The organism is Allorhizobium sp. DMC15, from assembly GCF_056314065.1.
In genome coordinates this window covers 1229912-1247728 of sequence record NZ_JBQUZB010000001.1, presented here as the reverse complement: position 1 = coordinate 1247728, position 17817 = coordinate 1229912, and the positions used below count along the sequence as shown (strand labels likewise).

Annotated in this window: 18 protein-coding genes and 1 pseudogene; 3 read left to right on the top strand and 16 right to left on the bottom strand. The window is 63.8% G+C overall.

Annotation, left to right across the window (positions count from 1 at the left end):
* Positions 1 to 268: 268 nt before the first annotated feature.
* The 4 genes and pseudogenes from ACT53S_RS06100 to ACT53S_RS06085 form a co-directional block, all read right to left on the bottom strand.
* Positions 269 to 544: pseudogene (locus tag ACT53S_RS06100) on the bottom strand (GIY-YIG nuclease family protein); the annotation flags it as partial.
* 121 nt (positions 545 to 665) lie between these two features.
* Positions 666 to 2180 (bottom strand): methyl-accepting chemotaxis protein, encoded by a 1515-nt coding sequence (locus tag ACT53S_RS06095; RefSeq protein WP_476066290.1) that lies wholly within the window; start codon positions 2178 to 2180, stop codon positions 666 to 668.
* Positions 2181 to 2306: 126 nt separating this feature from the next.
* Positions 2307 to 3341, bottom strand: coding sequence for a peptidoglycan-binding domain-containing protein (locus ACT53S_RS06090; RefSeq protein WP_476066289.1), 1035 nt, complete (start codon positions 3339 to 3341; stop codon positions 2307 to 2309).
* Positions 3313 to 4815 carry a sensor histidine kinase gene (locus ACT53S_RS06085; protein ID WP_476066652.1) on the bottom strand — a complete coding sequence of 501 codons (1503 nt, stop codon included), beginning with the start codon at positions 4813 to 4815 and terminating at the stop codon, positions 3313 to 3315. The genes ACT53S_RS06090 and ACT53S_RS06085 overlap by 29 nt, the downstream gene beginning before the upstream one ends.
* A gap of 500 nt (positions 4816 to 5315) precedes the next feature.
* Here ACT53S_RS06085 and ACT53S_RS06080 point away from each other — a divergent pair, with 500 nt between their 5' ends.
* Together ACT53S_RS06080 and ACT53S_RS06075 are read left to right on the top strand one after the other, a co-directional pair.
* Positions 5316 to 5804 carry a DUF5330 domain-containing protein gene (locus ACT53S_RS06080; RefSeq protein ID WP_476066288.1) on the top strand — a complete coding sequence of 163 codons (489 nt, stop codon included), beginning with the start codon at positions 5316 to 5318 and terminating at the stop codon, positions 5802 to 5804.
* Positions 5805 to 6131: 327 nt separating this feature from the next.
* Positions 6132 to 6548 carry a SufE family protein gene (locus ACT53S_RS06075; protein ID WP_476066287.1) on the top strand — a complete coding sequence of 139 codons (417 nt, stop codon included), beginning with the start codon at positions 6132 to 6134 and terminating at the stop codon, positions 6546 to 6548.
* Between the two features lie 48 nt (positions 6549 to 6596).
* Here ACT53S_RS06075 and ACT53S_RS06070 read toward each other — a convergent pair whose 3' ends face one another.
* From ACT53S_RS06070 to ACT53S_RS06055, 4 genes are all read right to left on the bottom strand, one after another.
* Positions 6597 to 7448: a DUF6456 domain-containing protein gene (locus ACT53S_RS06070; RefSeq protein ID WP_476066286.1), complete on the bottom strand. Its 852-nt coding sequence runs from the start codon at positions 7446 to 7448 to the stop codon at positions 6597 to 6599.
* A gap of 17 nt (positions 7449 to 7465) precedes the next feature.
* On the bottom strand, positions 7466 to 7951 hold the full coding sequence (locus tag ACT53S_RS06065) for a helix-turn-helix domain-containing protein (protein ID WP_476066285.1): 486 nt from the start codon (positions 7949 to 7951) through the stop codon (positions 7466 to 7468).
* Between the two features lie 234 nt (positions 7952 to 8185).
* The gene (locus tag ACT53S_RS06060) at positions 8186 to 8593 is read right to left on the bottom strand and encodes a DUF1801 domain-containing protein (RefSeq protein ID WP_476066284.1); all 408 of its coding nucleotides are present in this window, start codon (positions 8591 to 8593) and stop codon (positions 8186 to 8188) included.
* 164 nt (positions 8594 to 8757) lie between these two features.
* Positions 8758 to 9312 carry a TetR/AcrR family transcriptional regulator gene (locus tag ACT53S_RS06055; protein ID WP_476066283.1) on the bottom strand — a complete coding sequence of 185 codons (555 nt, stop codon included), beginning with the start codon at positions 9310 to 9312 and terminating at the stop codon, positions 8758 to 8760.
* 45 nt (positions 9313 to 9357) lie between these two features.
* On the opposite strand from ACT53S_RS06055, the gene ACT53S_RS06050 reads away from it, so the two are divergent.
* Positions 9358 to 9885, top strand: a complete 528-nt coding sequence (locus tag ACT53S_RS06050; RefSeq protein ID WP_476066282.1) for a dihydrofolate reductase family protein — start codon at positions 9358 to 9360, stop codon at positions 9883 to 9885.
* Between the two features lie 285 nt (positions 9886 to 10170).
* Here the strand turns inward: ACT53S_RS06050 and ACT53S_RS06045 are convergent, their stop codons facing one another.
* The 8 genes from ACT53S_RS06045 to ACT53S_RS06010 all read right to left on the bottom strand — a co-directional run bounded on the left by ACT53S_RS06045 (position 10171) and on the right by ACT53S_RS06010 (position 17646).
* Positions 10171 to 10599 carry a Ros/MucR family transcriptional regulator gene (locus tag ACT53S_RS06045; RefSeq protein ID WP_113378786.1) on the bottom strand — a complete coding sequence of 143 codons (429 nt, stop codon included), beginning with the start codon at positions 10597 to 10599 and terminating at the stop codon, positions 10171 to 10173.
* Positions 10600 to 11015: 416 nt separating this feature from the next.
* Entirely contained in the window at positions 11016 to 11354 is a 339-nt protein-coding gene (gene mnhG / locus ACT53S_RS06040) for a monovalent cation/H(+) antiporter subunit G (RefSeq protein WP_476066281.1), read from the bottom strand.
* Positions 11351 to 11734, bottom strand: a complete 384-nt coding sequence (locus tag ACT53S_RS06035; protein WP_476066280.1) for a cation:proton antiporter — start codon at positions 11732 to 11734, stop codon at positions 11351 to 11353. The genes mnhG and ACT53S_RS06035 overlap by 4 nt, the downstream gene beginning before the upstream one ends.
* Entirely contained in the window at positions 11731 to 12207 is a 477-nt protein-coding gene (locus ACT53S_RS06030) for a Na+/H+ antiporter subunit E (protein WP_113378783.1), read from the bottom strand. The genes ACT53S_RS06035 and ACT53S_RS06030 overlap by 4 nt, the downstream gene beginning before the upstream one ends.
* Positions 12204 to 13817 (bottom strand): Na+/H+ antiporter subunit D, encoded by a 1614-nt coding sequence (locus tag ACT53S_RS06025; protein WP_476066279.1) that lies wholly within the window; start codon positions 13815 to 13817, stop codon positions 12204 to 12206. Before ACT53S_RS06025 ends, ACT53S_RS06030 begins: the two co-directional genes overlap by 4 nt.
* Before the next feature lie 250 nt (positions 13818 to 14067).
* Entirely contained in the window at positions 14068 to 14445 is a 378-nt protein-coding gene (locus tag ACT53S_RS06020; RefSeq protein ID WP_113378781.1) for a Na+/H+ antiporter subunit C, read from the bottom strand.
* Entirely contained in the window at positions 14445 to 14864 is a 420-nt protein-coding gene (locus ACT53S_RS06015) for a Na+/H+ antiporter subunit B (protein ID WP_142070051.1), read from the bottom strand. Before ACT53S_RS06015 ends, ACT53S_RS06020 begins: the two co-directional genes overlap by 1 nt.
* A gap of 379 nt (positions 14865 to 15243) precedes the next feature.
* On the bottom strand, positions 15244 to 17646 hold the full coding sequence (locus tag ACT53S_RS06010; RefSeq protein WP_476066278.1) for a putative monovalent cation/H+ antiporter subunit A: 2403 nt from the start codon (positions 17644 to 17646) through the stop codon (positions 15244 to 15246).
* Positions 17647 to 17817: the final 171 nt, after the last annotated feature.

Below are 17817 nucleotides of genomic sequence, written 5' to 3'. Positions count from 1 at the left end.
TCGCTTTACGAGAGCACCTCAGGATGAGGGTGGGAGATTGGGGGCAAGTCCTCCGAGGCCCTCGCTGTGCGGGGGCAACAGAGGATGAGGGCGGTAGATTGGGCCGGGTTCTTCGAGGCTCTCGCGTGGTGAGGGCACCTCAGGATGAGGGTGGTAGCTATCGGTTCGGTTGCCGCGACGTGAGCGATCAGCCCTCATCCTGAGGTGGGAGCGCAAGCGACCCTCGAAGGACGAGGGCGGGCGGCGGTGACACTTGGTGCACGGGGCCTCGACGGGAGAGGTCCGGCAGCGCTTCATAGGCATAGGCGATCAGCGCCTCCTTCTTCCGCCGGTTCCATCCCTTGATCTGACGCTCTCGGGCGATTGCATCCACGATGCGGTCATAGGTTTCAATGAAGACAAGTTCCACGGGACGCCGCCTGGCTGTATAGCCATCGTAAATTCCCGTGTTATGCTCCCACAATCGCGCCTCGACCTCCTGCTTGGTCAGGCCAGTGTAATAAGATCCATCGCTGCAGCGGAGTATGTAGACTGCCACTTCCATGAGGTGGCCTCCACAACTTCAACACACTTTTAGCGCGATTTTGGGCCCGTTGCAAACGTTACAGAGGAGCAGCCCCTTCGGGCTCTCGCCATGGGAAAGCGCCTCAGGATGCTGGCTCGCTTTACACCTTCACGGCCAACCGCAAGCCGCCCCAGTGGCGGCCGGCGACGGTGATCGGGGCGGAGATGTCCTTCATCAGGACGAACTGGCCGCCGCCCATGTCGCGGCGGTAGGTCTGGACGAGGAAGGGGGCTTGCGAGCGGCCGGCGGCCAGCCCGACGCGGTCGTTGAAGATGCGGCGGTTGCGGCAGTTGGCGGTGTTCCACACTGTGTCGCCGGGGCGCTGGGCTTGCGCGAATTTCTTGTTATGGGTCGGCAGGTAGCCGTTGTCATCGATAGCGGCGCAGAAGCCGATCCGGTCGGAGAGCTGGGTGACCGGCTCCTGGATCGCCGGCAGGACCTGATCGGTGAACTCGGTGAAGGCGGTCATCATCTGTACCGGATCGGTGCCGGGGATCGGGCGGTAGTTGCGGTCGAAGAGGTCGGCCATGCGAATGCGGCCGCTGTCGACCGCACGCTGGAAGGTTTCAGAAATCTGCGCGGCGATCGAAACTGCCGTTTCGATCCAGCGGCTGTCGGCAGTCTCGATGCCGGCACTGGCGGTGAGCTGGATCAGCGTTTCCGACAGCGCAACCACCTTGTCGACGCGGCCGGCCGTCTGTTGCAGGTTGTGGTCGGACTGGCGAACCTCACCGGCCATGGTGTCGAGCGTGGCGACGAATTCCGAGCACTGGCGATCGACGCGGTCCGTCGTGGCCGAGATCGCCGAGGAGCCGTCGAGAATGCGGGTGATGACACCTTCCATGGCACCGAAGGAGGCGTTCATCGCCTGGGAGGTTTCGCGGACATCGCGGGCGCTATCGGTGGCACCCCGACCGGCTTCGGTCAGCCGGATGATCTTCTGGCGGAGCTCGCTCAGCGTCTGCTGGATGGCGCCGGTCGCCTGGGAGGTCTGCAGTGCCAGCGCACGCACCTCTGCCGCGACCACGGCGAAGCCCTTGCCCGCCTCGCCGGCGCGGGCGGCCTCGATTGCGGCATTGAGCGCCAGAAGATTGGTCTGGCGGGCAATCGTGCCGATCTCTTCGGCGACCTTGTCGACTTCGGCCAGCGAGCGGGAAAAACTGCCGATCTCGGTCCCGATCTCCTCGGAGGCCTCGACCATGGTATCGATCTTGCCAACGGCCCCTGCCAGCCGGCCGGCACTGTCGCTCAGCATGCGGCGGGCCTCGCCAGCCGTCTGGTCGGTCTCGCGCAGGGACGTGGCCACGTCGCGATTGGTCTCGGCAATGGACAGTGCTGTGCGGGTGATCTGGTCAAAGGTGCCGGCATGGCGCTTCGACACCGTCGCCACATCCTGGATGGCACCGGCGATGTCGACGAGGTCGACGCCGAGCGTCGAGGCCTCGTTTGCCAGCCGCTCGACGATGCCGCGCAGTTTCGCTGCATCTGCTGCGGCGTCGGGGCGCTGAACCGTGTCACTTACGGAGGCTGCGGGCGACAAGTCTCCCTCGCCCTCCCCGTCCAACGGGTGTCGATCCAAGGCTGAAACGGTCGCAGCATACATCGCGGCACTCATGGACAACTCCTCCTCCAATCGAGGAAGTATGCCGAACTTATGCTTAACGAGTCATTGCTTCAGCGATCCCTACATTTCGCTTAGACGAAAGGACCAGGCGGAATGGGGAGCAGCACGACGAAAAGGTCAGAGGGCGCCGATGGATTTGAGCTTTTTCAGCACGGCAGCACTGGGTTCGCCGGTTTCGGGCAGCTGGTAGTGGCGCTCGAAGCGGCGGATGGCGGCGCGGGTCTGCTCGCCGGGCACGCCGTCGATGGTCACGTCCTTGTAGGCCATGTTGGAGAGGCCACGCTGGATTTCCATGACCAGGCCGGGATCGAAACTTGCCTGCTGGACCGGTGTCGGCTGGTCGAGGGCCGGCTTCACATCCTGAGGCGGGACAACGGTCCGGGCGGCTCCGGTACCGGGGGCGGTGACCGGACGGCGCGGGGCGGTGACGACACGGGTTTCGGCGCTGCGGATGGCCGCAGCAACGGGATCTTCAGAGGGAGCCGAGACTTCGGGCGCGGGGCGCTGGGCCGGGACGGCGGCGGTGACGTTGCGGTCAAGCGCGAGCGCTGCGATCAATTCGGGGCTGACGAGGCCGTTCGCCTCCATGCCGACGGTCTTCTGGAAAACGGCGATGGCCGCTTCTGTGCGCGGGCCGACGACACCATCGGGCTCTCCCTGGTAGAGACCGCGCCGCAGGAGCTCCGCCTGGACCTGGCGGATGAGGGCCGCGGTTTCGCTGGCGGCAGCCGGCAGCTGTGCGGCCTGAGCATCGGCTGCGGGATTGGCGGCCCGTTGGAGGCCGGCAGCTGTCGACGGGGCGGCGTCGGCGGGGCCATCCGTCCCGCCCTCACCTTCGCGCTCGATCTTAAAGGTTGTGACCCTGGCAGGATCCTGCGCTTCGAGCAGCGGGCTCTTCGGCATGCCGGCGAGAGCGGTGAAATCGGAGGCGTCGCGCGTGCGCAGGAAGGGCGACGGATGCTGCCCCGGCTGATACCACAAGGCATTGGCCGCGACCGTCCCGAACACCAGCGAAAACAGAGTGAGGCCGGCGACGGAGCGCGGATAGCGCCCGGCCAGCCGCGCAAGCGCCGTGCCGCCGGCGAGAAGCAGCGACAGCGCCTTCAGCGCCGGCCTTTTCTTCTCAGGCGATTTTCGCTTCCGCTTGGTCATGCGTGACTGCTTTCCCGCGTTCCTCTCCCGTCGGGCCCTGCTGCGACAGGCGCGGCGGGAACTCGACCATGTTGTCCTCGTCGGCGGCAAGTGCGCCGGCACCGTCAGCGGGCAGCGTCACGGTCACGACCGTGCCCTCGCCCTTGCGGCTTTCTATCATAAAGGTGCCACCATGCAGCGCAGTCAAGCCCTTGACCAGGGATAGCCCCAGGCCAGACCCTTCGTGATGGCGATTGAGGTCGTCCTGGATCTGGGTGAAGGGGCGACCGAGGAGCGCAATCTTCTCCGGGGCGATGCCGACGCCGGTATCGCTGATGGAGACGACGAAATCGGAACCGCGCCGGACAGCATCCAGGGTGACGGCACCGCCGGCTTCGGTGAACTTGATGGCATTGCCGAGGAGATTGATGACGATCTGACGCAGCGCCCGGCTATCGGCGGTGATCTCGCCCAAGCCGCGCGGCAGGCGGCTGGACAGCTTCACGCCCTTGGCGGAGGCCTGCAGCGAGAGCATGCGTTCGCATTCGGTCAGTGTTGCGGCCGCGTCGAAGCTCTCCAGCATCAGCTCGTAACGCCCTGCCTCGATCTTCGACATGTCGAGCATGGTGTTGACGACGGACAGGAGATGGGCGCCGGACTGGCGGATGAGCTGGACATATTCGCGCTGGCGGTCGTTTTCGAGCTTGCCGAAATATTCGCCGGCGAGAATATCGGAAAATCCGAGGATGGCATTGAGCGGCGTTCGCAGCTCGTGGCTGACGGCGGCGAGGAAGCGGCTTTTCAGCTCATGCGCGGCATGGGCCTCATGCTCCTTGCGGCTGACGGCTTCGCGCATCTGCATTTCGCCCTCGATGTCGAGCATCTGGGCGCGAACGCCGGCAAGCTGGCCCGTGGCGTCGCGAAGGGCAGTCATATCCAGGCGGACATTGAGGAACTGAGCCTGATCGAGGCCAAGCACGGGGCGATCGAGGCGCAGATCGATGACGACGACATCGGCACCCAGGCGCAGCTCGTCAAGCGCGCGGGCGAAAGCGATACGGTCGGAGACATGGACCTGTTCGACGAAGGGCCGCGACAGCGGCTCGCGCAGGAAAGAGAGGAACATCTCGCGGTCACGCCCGCCTGCACCGCGCACAATGCCGGCGGTATCGAGCGTGAGGAAGAGACCCGGGCAGTAATCCCAGGGGTCGACGACGAGGTCGGCTGCGGGACCTTCTTGGCGGGCGGGGATGCCAGCGCCGAAGCGGCTGCCGGCGACGAGGGCAACGGCTGCGATCAGATAGAGGCTTACGGCGAGCGAAACGCCGATCGGAAGGCCGGCGGCGGCACCGATCAGGACGGAGAGACCGGCCGGCAGCACCACGAGGCCGGCGAGGAATGCGGCGGTCAGGCGGCGCAGGATTGCCAGTTCGGCAGCATCGGCGACGCGCGTTCCGGGCTCGCCCGCGAGGACGCGCGTCAGCGCAGCGTCCATCGCCATCGTCCAAGCATCCGACATTTTACGCAATACAACCACGCCAGAAATCCGCGATGGGTTCATCTCTTTTCACGAGCCGACCATAGGCCGGACGCGCTTAAGGAATAGATAAGGCTAAGCCGCCGAAAGCCGCTGCAGCGGCCGTTCCGACCCGAAACGGGACAGGTGTATCAGGCTTTCCATTCTATGGTTAACGGAGCGTAATTGCTGAAATCATTCCATTTTTCAGCATGGCGTTAACACTTGCGGCGCGACGTGGCGGCCAAAAGCGGTGGATTGTCGAGGCTCCGCCACACTTATGCTTAACGGCATTCGCTAAACTTTGACGGGAGGTGGCGAACAACCGTCGATCGGTCGCATTTTAATCGAATTCGGCTCGAAAGCGCGGGGTTTTCGAAAAGCGATTTTCGCGAATCGAACCTAGGGTCCAGATCACGAGTTCGGGACAAACCCGACAGAGCCCGGCAACGACCGGCAACAGGGATATCGGTGACACCATGTGGTTTCTGATCAAGGGAACTTTCTATTGTTCGGTGGCGCTCGTGGCGCTGTCCTATCTCGGCAGCCCGCCGCGGGAAGAAACCGAAGGCGGCGCGACGTTCGAGATCAGCGACGCCTTTGCGGCTGCGACCGACGCCTATGCCTATATGAGTTCGCTCTGCGTCGAGAAGCCGGACGTCTGCGAAAAAGGCAAGCAGACCTTCCAGGCGCTGGGCCAGCGGGCCCGCGAGGGCGCACTCGTCGCCTATCAGCTGCTCGACAAGCAGTTCACCGAGGACGGTTCGGCCAAACTGGCCGAAGAAACGCCCCTGCCGAAGAAGGGCATGGTCGAAATCGTGAAGCCTGAAGTCGAGACGGATGCCGCCCCTGCTCTTGCGGCAACGGAAGTGCATGCGACGGAAGCCGAGACGATCGTCACGGGAACCGTGGTTCCGAGTGCCCGACCGAAGAACCTGCCCAAGCCCTATACGCCGCCCAAGCCTTGAGCGGTGACATCCGAGCCGGACACCGCCGCAAAGGCGACCCGGCCTGAGATACGAAGAATTGCGGGGCGCCTGCCGCCCCTCCTCCTTGCATCCCTTCCCCGCATTGGTGGGTCCGGGATGCCTGTCTGCCTGTCCCTAAACTGTAAACTATCGGCATTTGCCGGGCCGCGAGATGTTTGTCTCGCGGCCTTTTTCTTTGTGGTGGACGAGGTTTGCTGAGCAAAGTGTCCATCGACACCGTGATTGTCCTAGTCTTTCCTCCTCCCGGACGGTTCATTTCCCGGCCCGGCTGGCCTATATGGGGCGGACGGAACAAACGGGTGCGCCATGACCACACTTTCTACGATGATCGACGACTTCGGGTTTCTCGACGACTGGGAGGACCGGATGCGCTATGTCATCGAACTGGGGAAGGCGCTGCCCGATCTGCCGGATGCGGAAAAAACCGCCGAAAACAAGGTGCAGGGCTGCGCCAGCCAAGTGTGGCTGTCGGTCTCGGCCGGTGATGGCGCCGATCCGGTGATGACGTTTCGCGGTGACAGCGACGCGTTTATCGTGCGCGGGCTGGTGGCCATCGTGCTCGCCGCCTATTCCGGCAAGACGGCTTCAGAGGTCGTCGCCTTCGATGCGCTCGAGCTGTTCAAGCAGATCGGCCTGCTGGAACACCTGACGGCCCAGCGGGCCAACGGGCTGCGTTCGATGATCCAACGCATTCGCGAAGAGGCGGCGCGGCGGATGGCGTGAGTTCTGCCGCGCTGCACGACACGGCGACGAGGGAGCCGTCTACTGCCCTCACAGCATCTCCGGCCGGAAGCCGTCGTCGCCCCAGTGGCGGGTGCGCGGTTTTGGTGGCGGCGGGGTGTAGTGGCGGGCGAGTGCCATAAGCGCGGTGCGGAGCATCAGCTTGGCCGAGCGGGCCGGCCATTGGCGTTCACGCTCGACGATTTCCAGCCCCTTGCCGAAGCAGCAGATGTCGAGCGCCACGCCCGCCAGTTCCGGCCCCATGGCCTCAATCGCGCGGTTGACGCGGGCGCGGGCGGCGATGCGGCTATCGGCGAGATCGGGGCCTTGCGGGGCCGCCCCCTTCGCCTTGCTCGACAGGCGCGGCTGCCAGCTGGCGGTGATGCGCGGCTGCAGATTGCCATATTCGAAATCGGCGGCAAGCCGATCGCCGGCGGCGACGGCATCCTCCGTCAGGAAGGGACGGCCATCCTTCTCCTTCAGCCGCAACAGCGGGAAGAGCGGCGATTCCGCCAGGTTGCGGCGGACCGGCCGGCGGCCTTCCGGCGTGACGAGGGTCTGGGCCTCCAGCGTGCGATGCTGATCGGCAAAGGGATCGCCGGCCTGATCGCAGAGCGCGCGGCGCAGATAGGCGGCGGTCTCCCGCGTCGCATAAAGCCGGCCATCGCGGGGCTCCAGCAAACCTTCGGCAACCAGGCGGCCGAGCAGAGCGGCGTCAGGATCGGCAGACGGCAGAAGCGGGCCATCAAGGGCCCGGCGCAGAAGCGTTTTGACGCGCTTCAGACGGTTGCGGTCGACAGCGCTGTCAAGCGGGCGTGCGCGCGGCGGATGTTTGGCGACCGCACCGGGAGCAGAGGGCGCAGAGCGCGTGCCGCGTGGGAGGACAGGGATTTTGGCGGGCATGATATCGGTCTTCCGGGTCATGGGCGGCGGCCTGCGAGCAGATAGACGGCGCTTGCCATGCGCTCGATGATGGTGACGAAGCCGTCGTAAGCGGCATCGTCGCGGCGGTCCTCGACCATGCGGCAGGCATGGCCGACCGTGGAGCGGTCGCGGCCGAAAGCCTGGGCCACCTCGCCCATGGGCATGGAATAGGCGACATGGCAGACATACATGGCGACCTGGCGGACATGACCGACCGCGCGGCGGCGGCCGGGCCCTTCCGTCTCCATGCCCACGGCGGTCAGCAGTTCCTGCGTAAGTTGGCGGACGATCATGCAGAGCAGCCGTCGTTCGGATGTCAGCGGCCGGGCAGGTCCATCGCAGTCGTCATCGGCGCGCGCGTCAGGGTCGCGGCCGTTGCGCTCTTCGTCTGCGCGCGCATGTCGGGCCTCAGGCGGATCCGAAGGGGTGCCGGAGACCGGCCGGAGGGTGAAGGCGGGTGGCGTCAGGGGTCTACTCTGCATGACACGCTCCAAATAGGATTTTCTTCCTATATTGCTAGCAGAGATTGGTGCGAAAGGAACCCCTGAATTTGAGGGATGCTTATCACTTGTGGGAGCGGTCGGTGATGCCCAATCTGTGCCGGATCATGCCGGATCACCTCGTCCAGCGGCGCATGCGGAAACGGATAAAGGGGGCGCATTTGGCCCCAAGCCGGCGAGTAAGGTCAGTTCCGCCGCAAGTTTGAGCCATCAAGGCTACAGCTCCGCACCTGGCAAATGGGCTGCTTGGGTAAGCCAATTCCTCAACAACGTCTCATCGACGGGTTCATCTTCATGAAGATGCACATAGCGTATCTCATCTTGCTTGGAGGCGACCGGAGGCGGCGGAGACAGTGACGCCCCCTTGAAGAAGGTCACTTTGACGTACTTGTCGAAACAGTGGAAGGCCACGAACCATCCGTTGTCAGGAACACCATAGAAGGGTGTGTTCCATTTCACGGCCTTTTGGACATCAGGAACGACAGCGTTGATCAGGTCGTCAAGCTGCCTTCCTATTTCATGCTTCCAACCTGGCATTGCTTCAATATACGCCTGAACGGGGCCATCACCTTCGCCCTTGGGAATTTGTGGGTTCCCTCCCGACAAGAGTTTCGGCGTGCCCATTGTGAACCCTCCATTCGAGCAGAAACAACTACCACATCCATTGCAAGGGCAGTTCCTGGCGCATTCACGTCCTTAATGTTGCCGCGTCTGCTTTCCGAGGCCTGCCGCCACCGTGCAGCTTGAGCAAAATGCCGCTTTCGTTGAATGTCTTCCGGTGCCGACTGTCAAAGCCGTTTAAGCCAAGCCTCGAGAGCCTGCCGAATCGCACGATCTGCGGGCACCGTCTGATCGAACGCCCACCAGGTGTGCACTCCCTGCCAGAGGGCGGCCATCTGCCAGCCCAGAATACTCGCCTCCTGTGGGTCTGAAGACAGCCGTCGTCCCAGTGCTGCGACCAAAACGCGTCCCCACGCTGCGCCCCTCTTGCGAAGTCTCGGGTTTCGTATGTCCTCTCGGAGCAGAAGAAGCCCATCAGTGGCATCACGCTCGGCGGTGTCGGGAGACATCAACCGCATTAGAAGGTTGATGGCTCCCTCAGGCGATAGATCCTCTTCGAGGTCTGCAGCTTTGGTCTCAGCATCCAACCGGTCCCACGCCTGCAGGAGGGTCGCCTCGACCATGCGTTCACGGTTGCCGTAGCGTTGCACCAGTGTCGCCGCCGACAAGCCTGAAGCCTTCGCCGCACGCGCAAAGGTCAAACCATCGGGTCCTGTCTTCATCATTAGCTCGAACAAGGTGTCGAGGACCTGTTCATCGGAAATTGTCTTGCGCCTCGTCATGGCAATATATAAACGTACATTCGGTTATAAATCAAGGAGGCGTTGATGGCAAAGATCGTTGGGTACATAGCAACCAGTCTGGACGGCTTCATCGCAGACGAGAACGACAAACTCGACTGGCTGTTCAAATACGACGGAATGGACTTAGGCGAGCATGACTACCGTCTCTTCGTGAAGGGCATTCGCACGATCGTCATGGGTCGCGGCACCTACGACTTCATCGCGAAAGATTCAGCACCTTGGGCTTACGGCGAGCAACGGGTCATCGTTGCAACCTCACGGCCCATCGAAAATCCCAAAGGCACACTTGAGACCAGAGACAATGTTGACGACCTAATTGCCGAGCTTCGAAGGCTCTGTGATGGTGATGTGTGGATGCTAGGCGGGGGGATGCTGCAGATGGCGTTCATGGAACGTGGCGCGCTCGACGAAATCGAGATCTACATCATCCCCGAGCTGCTTGGCGGTGGTCGCTCTCTTTTCCCGCCGACTGGCTTCAGATCAACCCCGAAGCTGATCAGCGCGAAGACGCTCGACAAAGGATGTGTGCGGCTGCACTACCAGCTTTCCTAACTCAAAGGCGTTCCGTTCAATGACCGCAATTGGCGCAAACCGGAAGCCTTCATCCCGCCCCCTTCCTTCCCCACCTCAAAGAAAACCCCTTCCCCCAATAGAAAAGCGAGCCGAGGCCCCCTTGAGCTTGCGCGAGCCGTTTTAGCGGCTCACGCCGTCTGCAAGGCGAACGGGTCGGCACTCTGGCATTGCAGCATGTAGGAATATTTTCCACGCCATCCATACAAAAAAGGCCGGACCCGAAGGTCCGGCCGATCTCGTCTGCAGCGCCCGGAGGCTGCTGGCTTACTTGCCGCGCTTGCGGCGCTGGCCGAGGCCCATTTCCTTGGCGAGGCGCGAGCGCGCTTCGGCATAGGCGGGGGCGACCATCGGATAGTCGGCCGGCAGGCCCCACTTTTCGCGGTATTCTTCCGGCGTCATGTTGTAGTGGGTCATCAGGTGGCGCTTCAGCGACTTGAACTTCTGGCCGTCTTCCAGGCAGATCAGATAGTCATCCTCGATCGACTTGCGGATCGGAACCGGGGGCTTCGGCTTCTCGACCACGACGGGCGCCGGCGCCGGCGAGGACGTGTTGCTGAGGGCCTGATGCACGTCGGCGATCAGATTGGTGAGGTCGGTGACCGGCACGACGTGGTTGCTGACATAGGCAGATACGATGTCTGCCGTCAGTTCGACCAACAACTGCTGTCCAGGGCCCTGTTCTACTTCACTCATGTCATTCTCCTAATCAAGGATCACGCACGTCCGCCGAAGCGCGTGACAAAAAAAAATCAACCTGCACCTGCCGGCCCTAACCAGAACAGGTACACGACACAGTTCACCCCCAATGATGACAGATCCGCCTCCGGCTTCCTGAGGGAACCCGCCGCCCAACACCACCACATTGTTCGGAGAATACTTGTGCGTCTACAATAGCCAAGCCGAAAATGCGCTGATGGAGCGTGAAAAACAGCAGATCAGCTCCTGGGCATTGTGATTATCACTCTGCCGTCAAATGTCCACCCGCTATTTCTACTAAATGTAACAGGTGCAAAGCCGTTTTATTACACTTTAGTTTGTCTGCGAAGAATGCTGCCAACGCAGCGATTGCAGAAGTGCAATTGACGTAACTTCTGATCAGCAGTGATTTCCTATTTATTCATATCATCACGAACCGATGCATCCGACAATCTGTAACCCGCCTTGTGGGCGGCGCGGGCCAGAAGATGGGCAGCGACCGGCGCGGTGAGGACGAAGAAGACGATCCCGGCGAAGGCGCGGCCGAAGGTGGCGAGGTCGCCGGAATGAATGCCGACGGCGAGAAGCAGCAGGCCGGAGCCGACCGTGCCGGCCTTGGAGGCTGCATGCATGCGGCTGTATACATCCGGGAAGCGCAGAAGGCCGATCGAGGCGACCAGCGAGAAGAGCGCACCGACCACCATGAGCGCGGCAACCACGAGCGCGAGCACGATCTGCAGCGGTTCGGTCATGCCTTGCCTCCCTTGGTCGTCGCGGCTCTCGCTGCGGACTTGCCCTGCCGTTTGCCGCCGGACGGCGGGCTTGTCGTTGTGCCCTGCCCTGCCCCTTCGCGCGTGGTTCCTCTTGCGAGGATGAAGCGGGCAAAGGCGACGGTGGCGAGAAAGCCGACGAGGCCGAGCGCAATGGCGATGTCGATATAGAGCGTATAGCCGCTGCGAAGCGCGATCACGGCGATGAAGCCGATGACGATGCCGACGAGCATATCAAGCGCAACGACACGGTCTGGAAGGGTCGGGCCGACCACGGCGCGCCAGACGGTGAGCAGCGTTGCGAGAACGAGAACGGCCAGCGCGAACAGCCCGGCGGTGTCGACGATCAGGTCGGGCGTCATGACGGAAAGGCCTCCATGATCTTCTTCTCGAAGCCGTCGGCGATGTCCCGGCGGGCGCCTTCGACATCGGTGCAATCGACGGCATGGATGTACAGCGTGGCCCGGTCGTCGGAGACGTCCACCGAAAGCGTGCCGGGGGTGAGCGTGATCAGGTTGGCCAGCAGGCTGATCTGGAAATCACCCGTCACCCGGAGCGGATAGGCGAAGATGCCGGGCCGGAGATCGAGCGTCGGCCGGATGGCCATGATGGCGACACGCCAGGCGGATTTGGCAAGTTCGACGAGGAACAGCCACAGCAAAGAGAGGATGCGCAGCGTCCGGCTGGTTCCGCCCGATCCCGGGCGATGGCCGCGCAACAGCCACAGCGTGAGCAGCGACAGCGCGAAGCCGAAGAGCAGATTGTGCAGCGAGAAACTGCCGGAGACGATGGCCCAGACAACGGCCATCAGAACGGCGATTGCGGTCGCGGTCACCGGACACCTCCTTCGGGGAAGACGGAGCGGATATAGGCCGTCGGGTAGGACAGGTCGGCGGCTGCCTGCTGGGTGGCGAGGATCAGGCGTTCGGGAAAGAGACCGAAGCCGATGACGAAGGCCGAAAGAAGGACGATGGGCGCGAGCCGCCAGCGGTTTTCCGTGCGGGCGAGCGACAGCGAAGGAACGGCTGTCGGCGGCGGGCCGCCAAGCGTTGCGGGCGAAGCCACAACCGCGCCCGGCAGCGGGCGCCAGAAGGCGAAGAGGAAGAGGCGACCGAAGGCGATGGTGGTGAGGAAGCCGGACAGCAAGACGCTTGCCGCCAGCCACCAGGCGCCGATGTCGAGGGCGGCCTTGACCAGGATCGCCTTGGGCCAGAAGCCGGAAAAGGGCGGCAGGCCGCTTGCTGCAAAGAAGAGCGCCAGGGAGATTGCCGCGAAGACTGGGGCCGTGGTCCAGAGGCCGCCGAGGCGATCAAGGCCGAAATGCCCGGTGAGCCGGCCCATCTCGCCGGAGACGAGATAAAGGGCGGTCATCAGCAGGATCGAATGCAGCGCGTAGAAGATTGCCGCCCCCACCGCAACGGCACCGCCCATGGCGATCCCGGCCAGGATGTTGCCGATGCCGGCGATGACGACGAAGCCGAGAAAGCGGCGGATGTCGTTTTGCGCGAGCGCGCCCAGGGCGCCGAGGATCATGGTGAGGGCCGCCATGACGGCAATGGCAAAGCTCAGGGCCTCGCGCTCGATCGGCAGCAGCATGACCATGACGCGCAGGAGTGCGTAGACGCCGACCTTGGTGAGCAGGCCGGCAAACAGCGCCTGCACGACGACGCGTGGCGTGTGATAGGAGGCGGGCAGCCAGAAATTGACCGGGAAGGCTGCGGCCTTCATCGAGAAGGCGAGCACGAAGAGGGCGGCCAGCGTCATCAGCGGCGCCGTGCCCGATAGAGCCGGCGCCTTGATCGCGATATCCGCCATGTTGAGCGTGCCGAAGATCGCATAGAGATAGGCGGTGGCGATCAGGAACAGGGTCGTGGCGATCAGGTTCAGAACGGCATATTTGAGCGCGCCGTCGATCTGCTGGCGTTCCGAGCCGAGGATCAGGAGGCCGAAAGACGAGATCAGCAGGACCTCGAACCAGACATAGAGGTTGAAGAGGTCGCCGGTGAGGAAGGCGCCGGAGACGCCGGCCATCAGCACCATCAGAAGCGGATAGAAACCGTAGCGGCGGCCGCTGGTGGAGATGTCGATACGGGCATAGAGCGCGCCTGAGAAGGCGACGATGGCCGCGGCGAGCGCCAGCAGCGCGCCGGTGAGATCCACGGTGATGGCAATGCCGAAGGGCGGGCGCCAGCGGCCCATCATCATGGTGAGCGGGCCGTCGGACAGCACCTTCGCCAAGAGCATCGCATCGACCAGCACCAGCAGCGCCAGACCGGCGAGCGTGACGGGGGGATGCCAGTCGGTGCGGTGGCGGATCATCATCAGCACGGCACCGACGGCGAGGCTAAGGCCGATCGGCAGGATCGCCAGCCACTGGGCGGGCTCGATCGGGGCGGCAACGAGGGCAGCTGAAAGGTCGACGGCGGTGGTGGCGGGGCTTGCCATCAGGCGGGACCTCCATGCGATGCGGTGGGCGGTATGCGGTGGGCGATGGCGGGTGAAACAAGGCCCCTCCCAAACCCTCCCCACAAGGGGGAGGGCTTAACCCGGCGGCGCTGTCTCACGGTACGCCCTTGCAGATTGGGTCCGCAAGGCCGCCACGAGTCTTCTCCCCCCTTGTGGGGGAGATGGCCGGCAGGCCAGAGGGGGTTTTGGCGAGCAACGCCAGCCATCACAATTCCAACACTGCCCATCCTCAGTACCCCATCGGCGGTGCGGGGTCATCCACCGGCTCGGCGACGCGCATGTCGTCGGTGTTGTCGGTGCCGAGGTCCTGATAGGCGCGCCAGGTCAGGACCAGCAGGAAGCAGAAGAAGGAAAAGGAGATGACGATGGCGGTGAGGATCAGCGCCTGGGGCAGCGGATTGGCGGTGCCTGATGGCAGCACGGTTTCGCCCCCCGGGATGATCGGCGGGATGGAGGGCGTCAGGCGTCCGGAGGTGAAGATCAGCATGTTGACGGCATTGCCGAGCAGGACCACGCCGAGCAGGATGCGGATGATGTGTTTCGACATCATCAGATAAAGCGCGGCGGCGAAGAAGATGCCGACGACGAGGGCGAAAAGCGCTTCCATCAGGCGTCGTCCCTTTCTTCAAGTGCCAGCGCAATCGAGGTGAAGGTGCCGACGACGACGAGATAGACGCCGACATCGAAGGAAATGACGGTGGCGAGCGGCACTTCGACGCCGAAGAGGGTCGGATAGATCCAGACGCCGGTCATGAAGGGAAGCCCGAGCGGAGCGGAGACGAAGCCTGACAACGTCGACAAGAGCAGGCCGCAGCCGGCGATCGACATCGGGTGGAACCACAGCGCCCGGCGCACGGCCTGGACGCCGAAGGCGATCCCGTAGATGGCAAAGGCGGAGGCGCCGATCAGCCCGCCAATGAAACCGCCGCCCGGCTCGTTGTGGCCGCGCAGGAGGACGAAGATCGAAAACAGCAGCATCAGCGCGGTGAGGAAGGGCGCGAAGGTGCGGAAGATCAGGGTGTTCATCGCGGGGCCTCCATCGCTGTGGCGCTGCGGGGCTTCGGCGCCCCCTTCTGCGCTGCCTGGGCGGCGGCGGAGAACTGGATTACCCCCCTCTGCCCTGCCTGGGCCGCGGCGGAGAACTTGGTTACCCCCCTCTGCCCTGCCGGGCATGTCCCCCACAAGGGGGGAGAGCGGAAGGCGGCTGCGCTCGGCGCGTTCCGTCGATGGCCTGCAGGCGCGTCAGCGTTCAAACTGGCAGGCACGACGCTGGCCGCCACTCTCCCCCCTTGTGGGGGAGATGTCGGCGTAGCCGACAGAGGGGGGTGGGCCGGAGGCCACCCAATAGCGCAAGCGACTGATGTGGCGCAGTGGGCCGAATGCGGATCAAGAACAGGTGCCACCATCACTTGCCCTTCCCCTTCTTCTTGCCCTTCACATCGGCGAAGGAGCCGGATGGCGGAGAGACCACGGAGGCGGTGGGCGCTGCCGCGGCGACGCGGATGCGGATCAGCGCGAGGATGGCCAACCCGGTGATCATGACGACGGAGATTTCGCCGAGCGTGTCGACGCCGCGGAAGTCGACGATGATGACGTTGACGACGTTGGCGCCATGGGCGATCGCCTTGGAATAGGCGGCGAAGAATTCCGTCAGCGTGGCATCGAAGGGTGCGGATGTGGCGCGAACCAGAAGAAGCGCGAAGCCGAGGCCGCAGGCCACGGCGGCGGCGCCATCCAGAATACGGGCAAGGAGCGGCCGGTGATCGGTGGGCGAGAGCCTGAGCCGGGTCATGACAAGCGCCAGGATGACGACCGACAGGGTTTCGACCATGAACTGGGTGAAGGAGAGATCCGGCGCGCCGTAGAGCAGGAAGAGCACGGCCAGCGCAAAGCCCTGGATGCCGAGGCAGACGATGGCGGTGAGACGATCCTTGGCGGTGAGCACGGCCAGAACCCCGATGACGGCAATCACAAGGAAGGCGCCTTCGGCCAGGCCGAGATCGGCCGGCCAGACGGGCATGGACGGCAGCTCGCCATATACGACCGGGGTAACCAGGAGGACGAGCGCGAGCAGGATGAAGGTGGTGGTGATGTAGACTTCGAGCCGCCCGTTGTGGATGACGCGGCTGACCCTCACCGCAAGCTGCACAAGACCGGCGATGACATGATCGAAGCCGCGATCGGGGCTGATGCCGAGGCCGGTGACAAGGCGATCGACGCCAGCGCGCAAGCGGTCGAGGCTGCGATAGATGGCAAGGCCGAGGGCAATCGTGAGCAATGATAGGGCGAGCGGTACACCGATATGGGGGATCAGCCCGATGGTGACGGTCTCCGGTTCGCCTGAAACCGCACTCGCCATGGGCGAGGTGATGTAGCGGTGGGTGACGGTGGCAAGGACGGCCGTAACGAAGGACAGGACGGCGAGCGTCAGCGGGCCGAGCCAGAGCAGGACGGGTCCCTCATGGGCGTGTTTCGGCGTCTTCGTCTCGGCGCCGATGAAAGGTTTCAGGCCGACGGCAAAGGCGATGACGAACATCAGCGCATTGCCGATGACAGCGACACCGGTGAAGAGGATCGCCCGCGGATTGGCGCCGGCCAGTGCTGCGTAGATTTCCTCCTTGGCGAGGAAGCCGAAGAGCGGCGGGAGGCCCGCCATGGAGATGCCGCCGAGAAGGGCTGCGGCAAAGGTGATCGGCATCAGCTTGCGCAAGCCGCCGAGCAGGCGGATGTCGCGCGTGCCGGTCTCATGGTCGATGATGCCGGCGACCATGAAGAGGCCGCCCTTGAACAGCGAATGGGCGACGAGATAGAGCACCGCCGCCTCGACGGCGTAAGGCGTATCGAAGCCGGTGAGCATCACAAGCAGGCCGAGCGAGGCGACCGTCGTATAGGCGAGCATCAGCTTGAGATCGGTCTGGCGGACGGCGAGGATCGCGCCGACCAGAAGCGTCAAACCGCCGAAGAAGGGAAGCAAGATTTCCCAAGCGGGTGTGCCGCCCATGATCGGGTTCAGCCGCATGAGGAGATAGACGCCGGCCTTCACCATCGTGGCCGAATGCAGATAGGCCGAAACCGGGGTCGGCGCTTCCATGGCATTGGGCAGCCAGAAGTGGAAGGGGAACTGGGCCGATTTGGTGAAGGCACCACCGAGCACGAGAAGCAGGGCCGCCAGATAGAACGGGCTTTCCCGCAGGATGTCGCCGGTCGACAAGAGCAGCGACAGTTGGCTGACGCCGGTGATGTTCCAGAGGAAGATCAGCCCGGCGAGCAGGACGAGACCGCCGCCGCCGGTGACGACGAGCGCCTGGAGAGCGGCGCGGCGCGAGGCTTCACGGGTGTGGTCGAAGCCGATCAGCAGGAAAGACGTGATCGAGGTCAGCTCCCAGAAGACGAAAAGCATCAGGAAGCTGTCGGAGACGACGACGCCGAGCATGGCGCCCATGAAAAGCAGAATATAGCTGATGAACCGCCCCTGCTGCGGGTGGCCCTTCATATAGCCGCCGGCATAAAGCACGATCAGCGTTCCAATGCCGGTGATCAGCAGCGCGAAGGTCAGCGACAGGCCATCGAGCAGCCAGGAGAAGGAGAGATTGAGGCTGGGTACCCAGGCGAAGCCGCCGGTGACGCGGCCGCCGGCGGCAATCTCCGGCAGGAAGCCCAGGAAATGCACGAAGGCGAACGCGGGAAACAGCGCGATGAGCCAGGCGGCAGCGGCGCCCAGACGGGCGGTCAGCACGGGGGCGACAAGCGCCGCGACGAAGGGCAGCAATAGGGCGAGCCAGGTCAGGCCGCTCGGCAGGTCAGGCATTCCACCTCCTCGTGGGCGTACGACCGCGGGTGTCGGGACGATCAAGGAGGCTCCGTGTTAGGACATGGGTCCCGGCATTCCAAGCAAAAACGGCAAAAAACTCGATCACGGACGCGTCAGACGGCGATTAGCTGGGGATTTCGGAGGTATTTCGGCGTTGGCTTGAAAGGC

Bases quoted from the DNA above. Each gene is read 5' to 3' on its own strand.
- ACT53S_RS06095 (WP_476066290.1), bottom strand. From the start codon at position 2,180: ATGAGTGCCGCGATGTATGCTGCGACCGTTTCAGCCTTGGATCGACAC.
- ACT53S_RS06090 (WP_476066289.1), bottom strand. From the start codon at position 3,341: ATGACCAAGCGGAAGCGAAAATCGCCTGAGAAGAAAAGGCCGGCGCTG.
- ACT53S_RS06085 (WP_476066652.1), bottom strand. From the start codon at position 4,815: ATGGACGCTGCGCTGACGCGCGTCCTCGCGGGCGAGCCCGGAACGCGC.
- ACT53S_RS06080 (WP_476066288.1), top strand. From the start codon at position 5,316: ATGTGGTTTCTGATCAAGGGAACTTTCTATTGTTCGGTGGCGCTCGTG.
- ACT53S_RS06075 (WP_476066287.1), top strand. From the start codon at position 6,132: ATGACCACACTTTCTACGATGATCGACGACTTCGGGTTTCTCGACGAC.
- ACT53S_RS06070 (WP_476066286.1), bottom strand. From the start codon at position 7,448: ATGCCCGCCAAAATCCCTGTCCTCCCACGCGGCACGCGCTCTGCGCCC.
- ACT53S_RS06065 (WP_476066285.1), bottom strand. From the start codon at position 7,951: ATGCAGAGTAGACCCCTGACGCCACCCGCCTTCACCCTCCGGCCGGTC.
- ACT53S_RS06060 (WP_476066284.1), bottom strand. From the start codon at position 8,593: ATGGGCACGCCGAAACTCTTGTCGGGAGGGAACCCACAAATTCCCAAG.
- ACT53S_RS06055 (WP_476066283.1), bottom strand. From the start codon at position 9,312: ATGACGAGGCGCAAGACAATTTCCGATGAACAGGTCCTCGACACCTTG.
- ACT53S_RS06050 (WP_476066282.1), top strand. From the start codon at position 9,358: ATGGCAAAGATCGTTGGGTACATAGCAACCAGTCTGGACGGCTTCATC.
- ACT53S_RS06045 (WP_113378786.1), bottom strand. From the start codon at position 10,599: ATGAGTGAAGTAGAACAGGGCCCTGGACAGCAGTTGTTGGTCGAACTG.
- mnhG (WP_476066281.1), bottom strand. From the start codon at position 11,354: ATGACCGAACCGCTGCAGATCGTGCTCGCGCTCGTGGTTGCCGCGCTC.
- ACT53S_RS06035 (WP_476066280.1), bottom strand. From the start codon at position 11,734: ATGACGCCCGACCTGATCGTCGACACCGCCGGGCTGTTCGCGCTGGCC.
- ACT53S_RS06025 (WP_476066279.1), bottom strand. From the start codon at position 13,817: ATGGCAAGCCCCGCCACCACCGCCGTCGACCTTTCAGCTGCCCTCGTT.
- ACT53S_RS06020 (WP_113378781.1), bottom strand. From the start codon at position 14,445: ATGGAAGCGCTTTTCGCCCTCGTCGTCGGCATCTTCTTCGCCGCCGCG.
- ACT53S_RS06015 (WP_142070051.1), bottom strand. From the start codon at position 14,864: ATGAACACCCTGATCTTCCGCACCTTCGCGCCCTTCCTCACCGCGCTG.
- ACT53S_RS06010 (WP_476066278.1), bottom strand. From the start codon at position 17,646: ATGCCTGACCTGCCGAGCGGCCTGACCTGGCTCGCCCTATTGCTGCCC.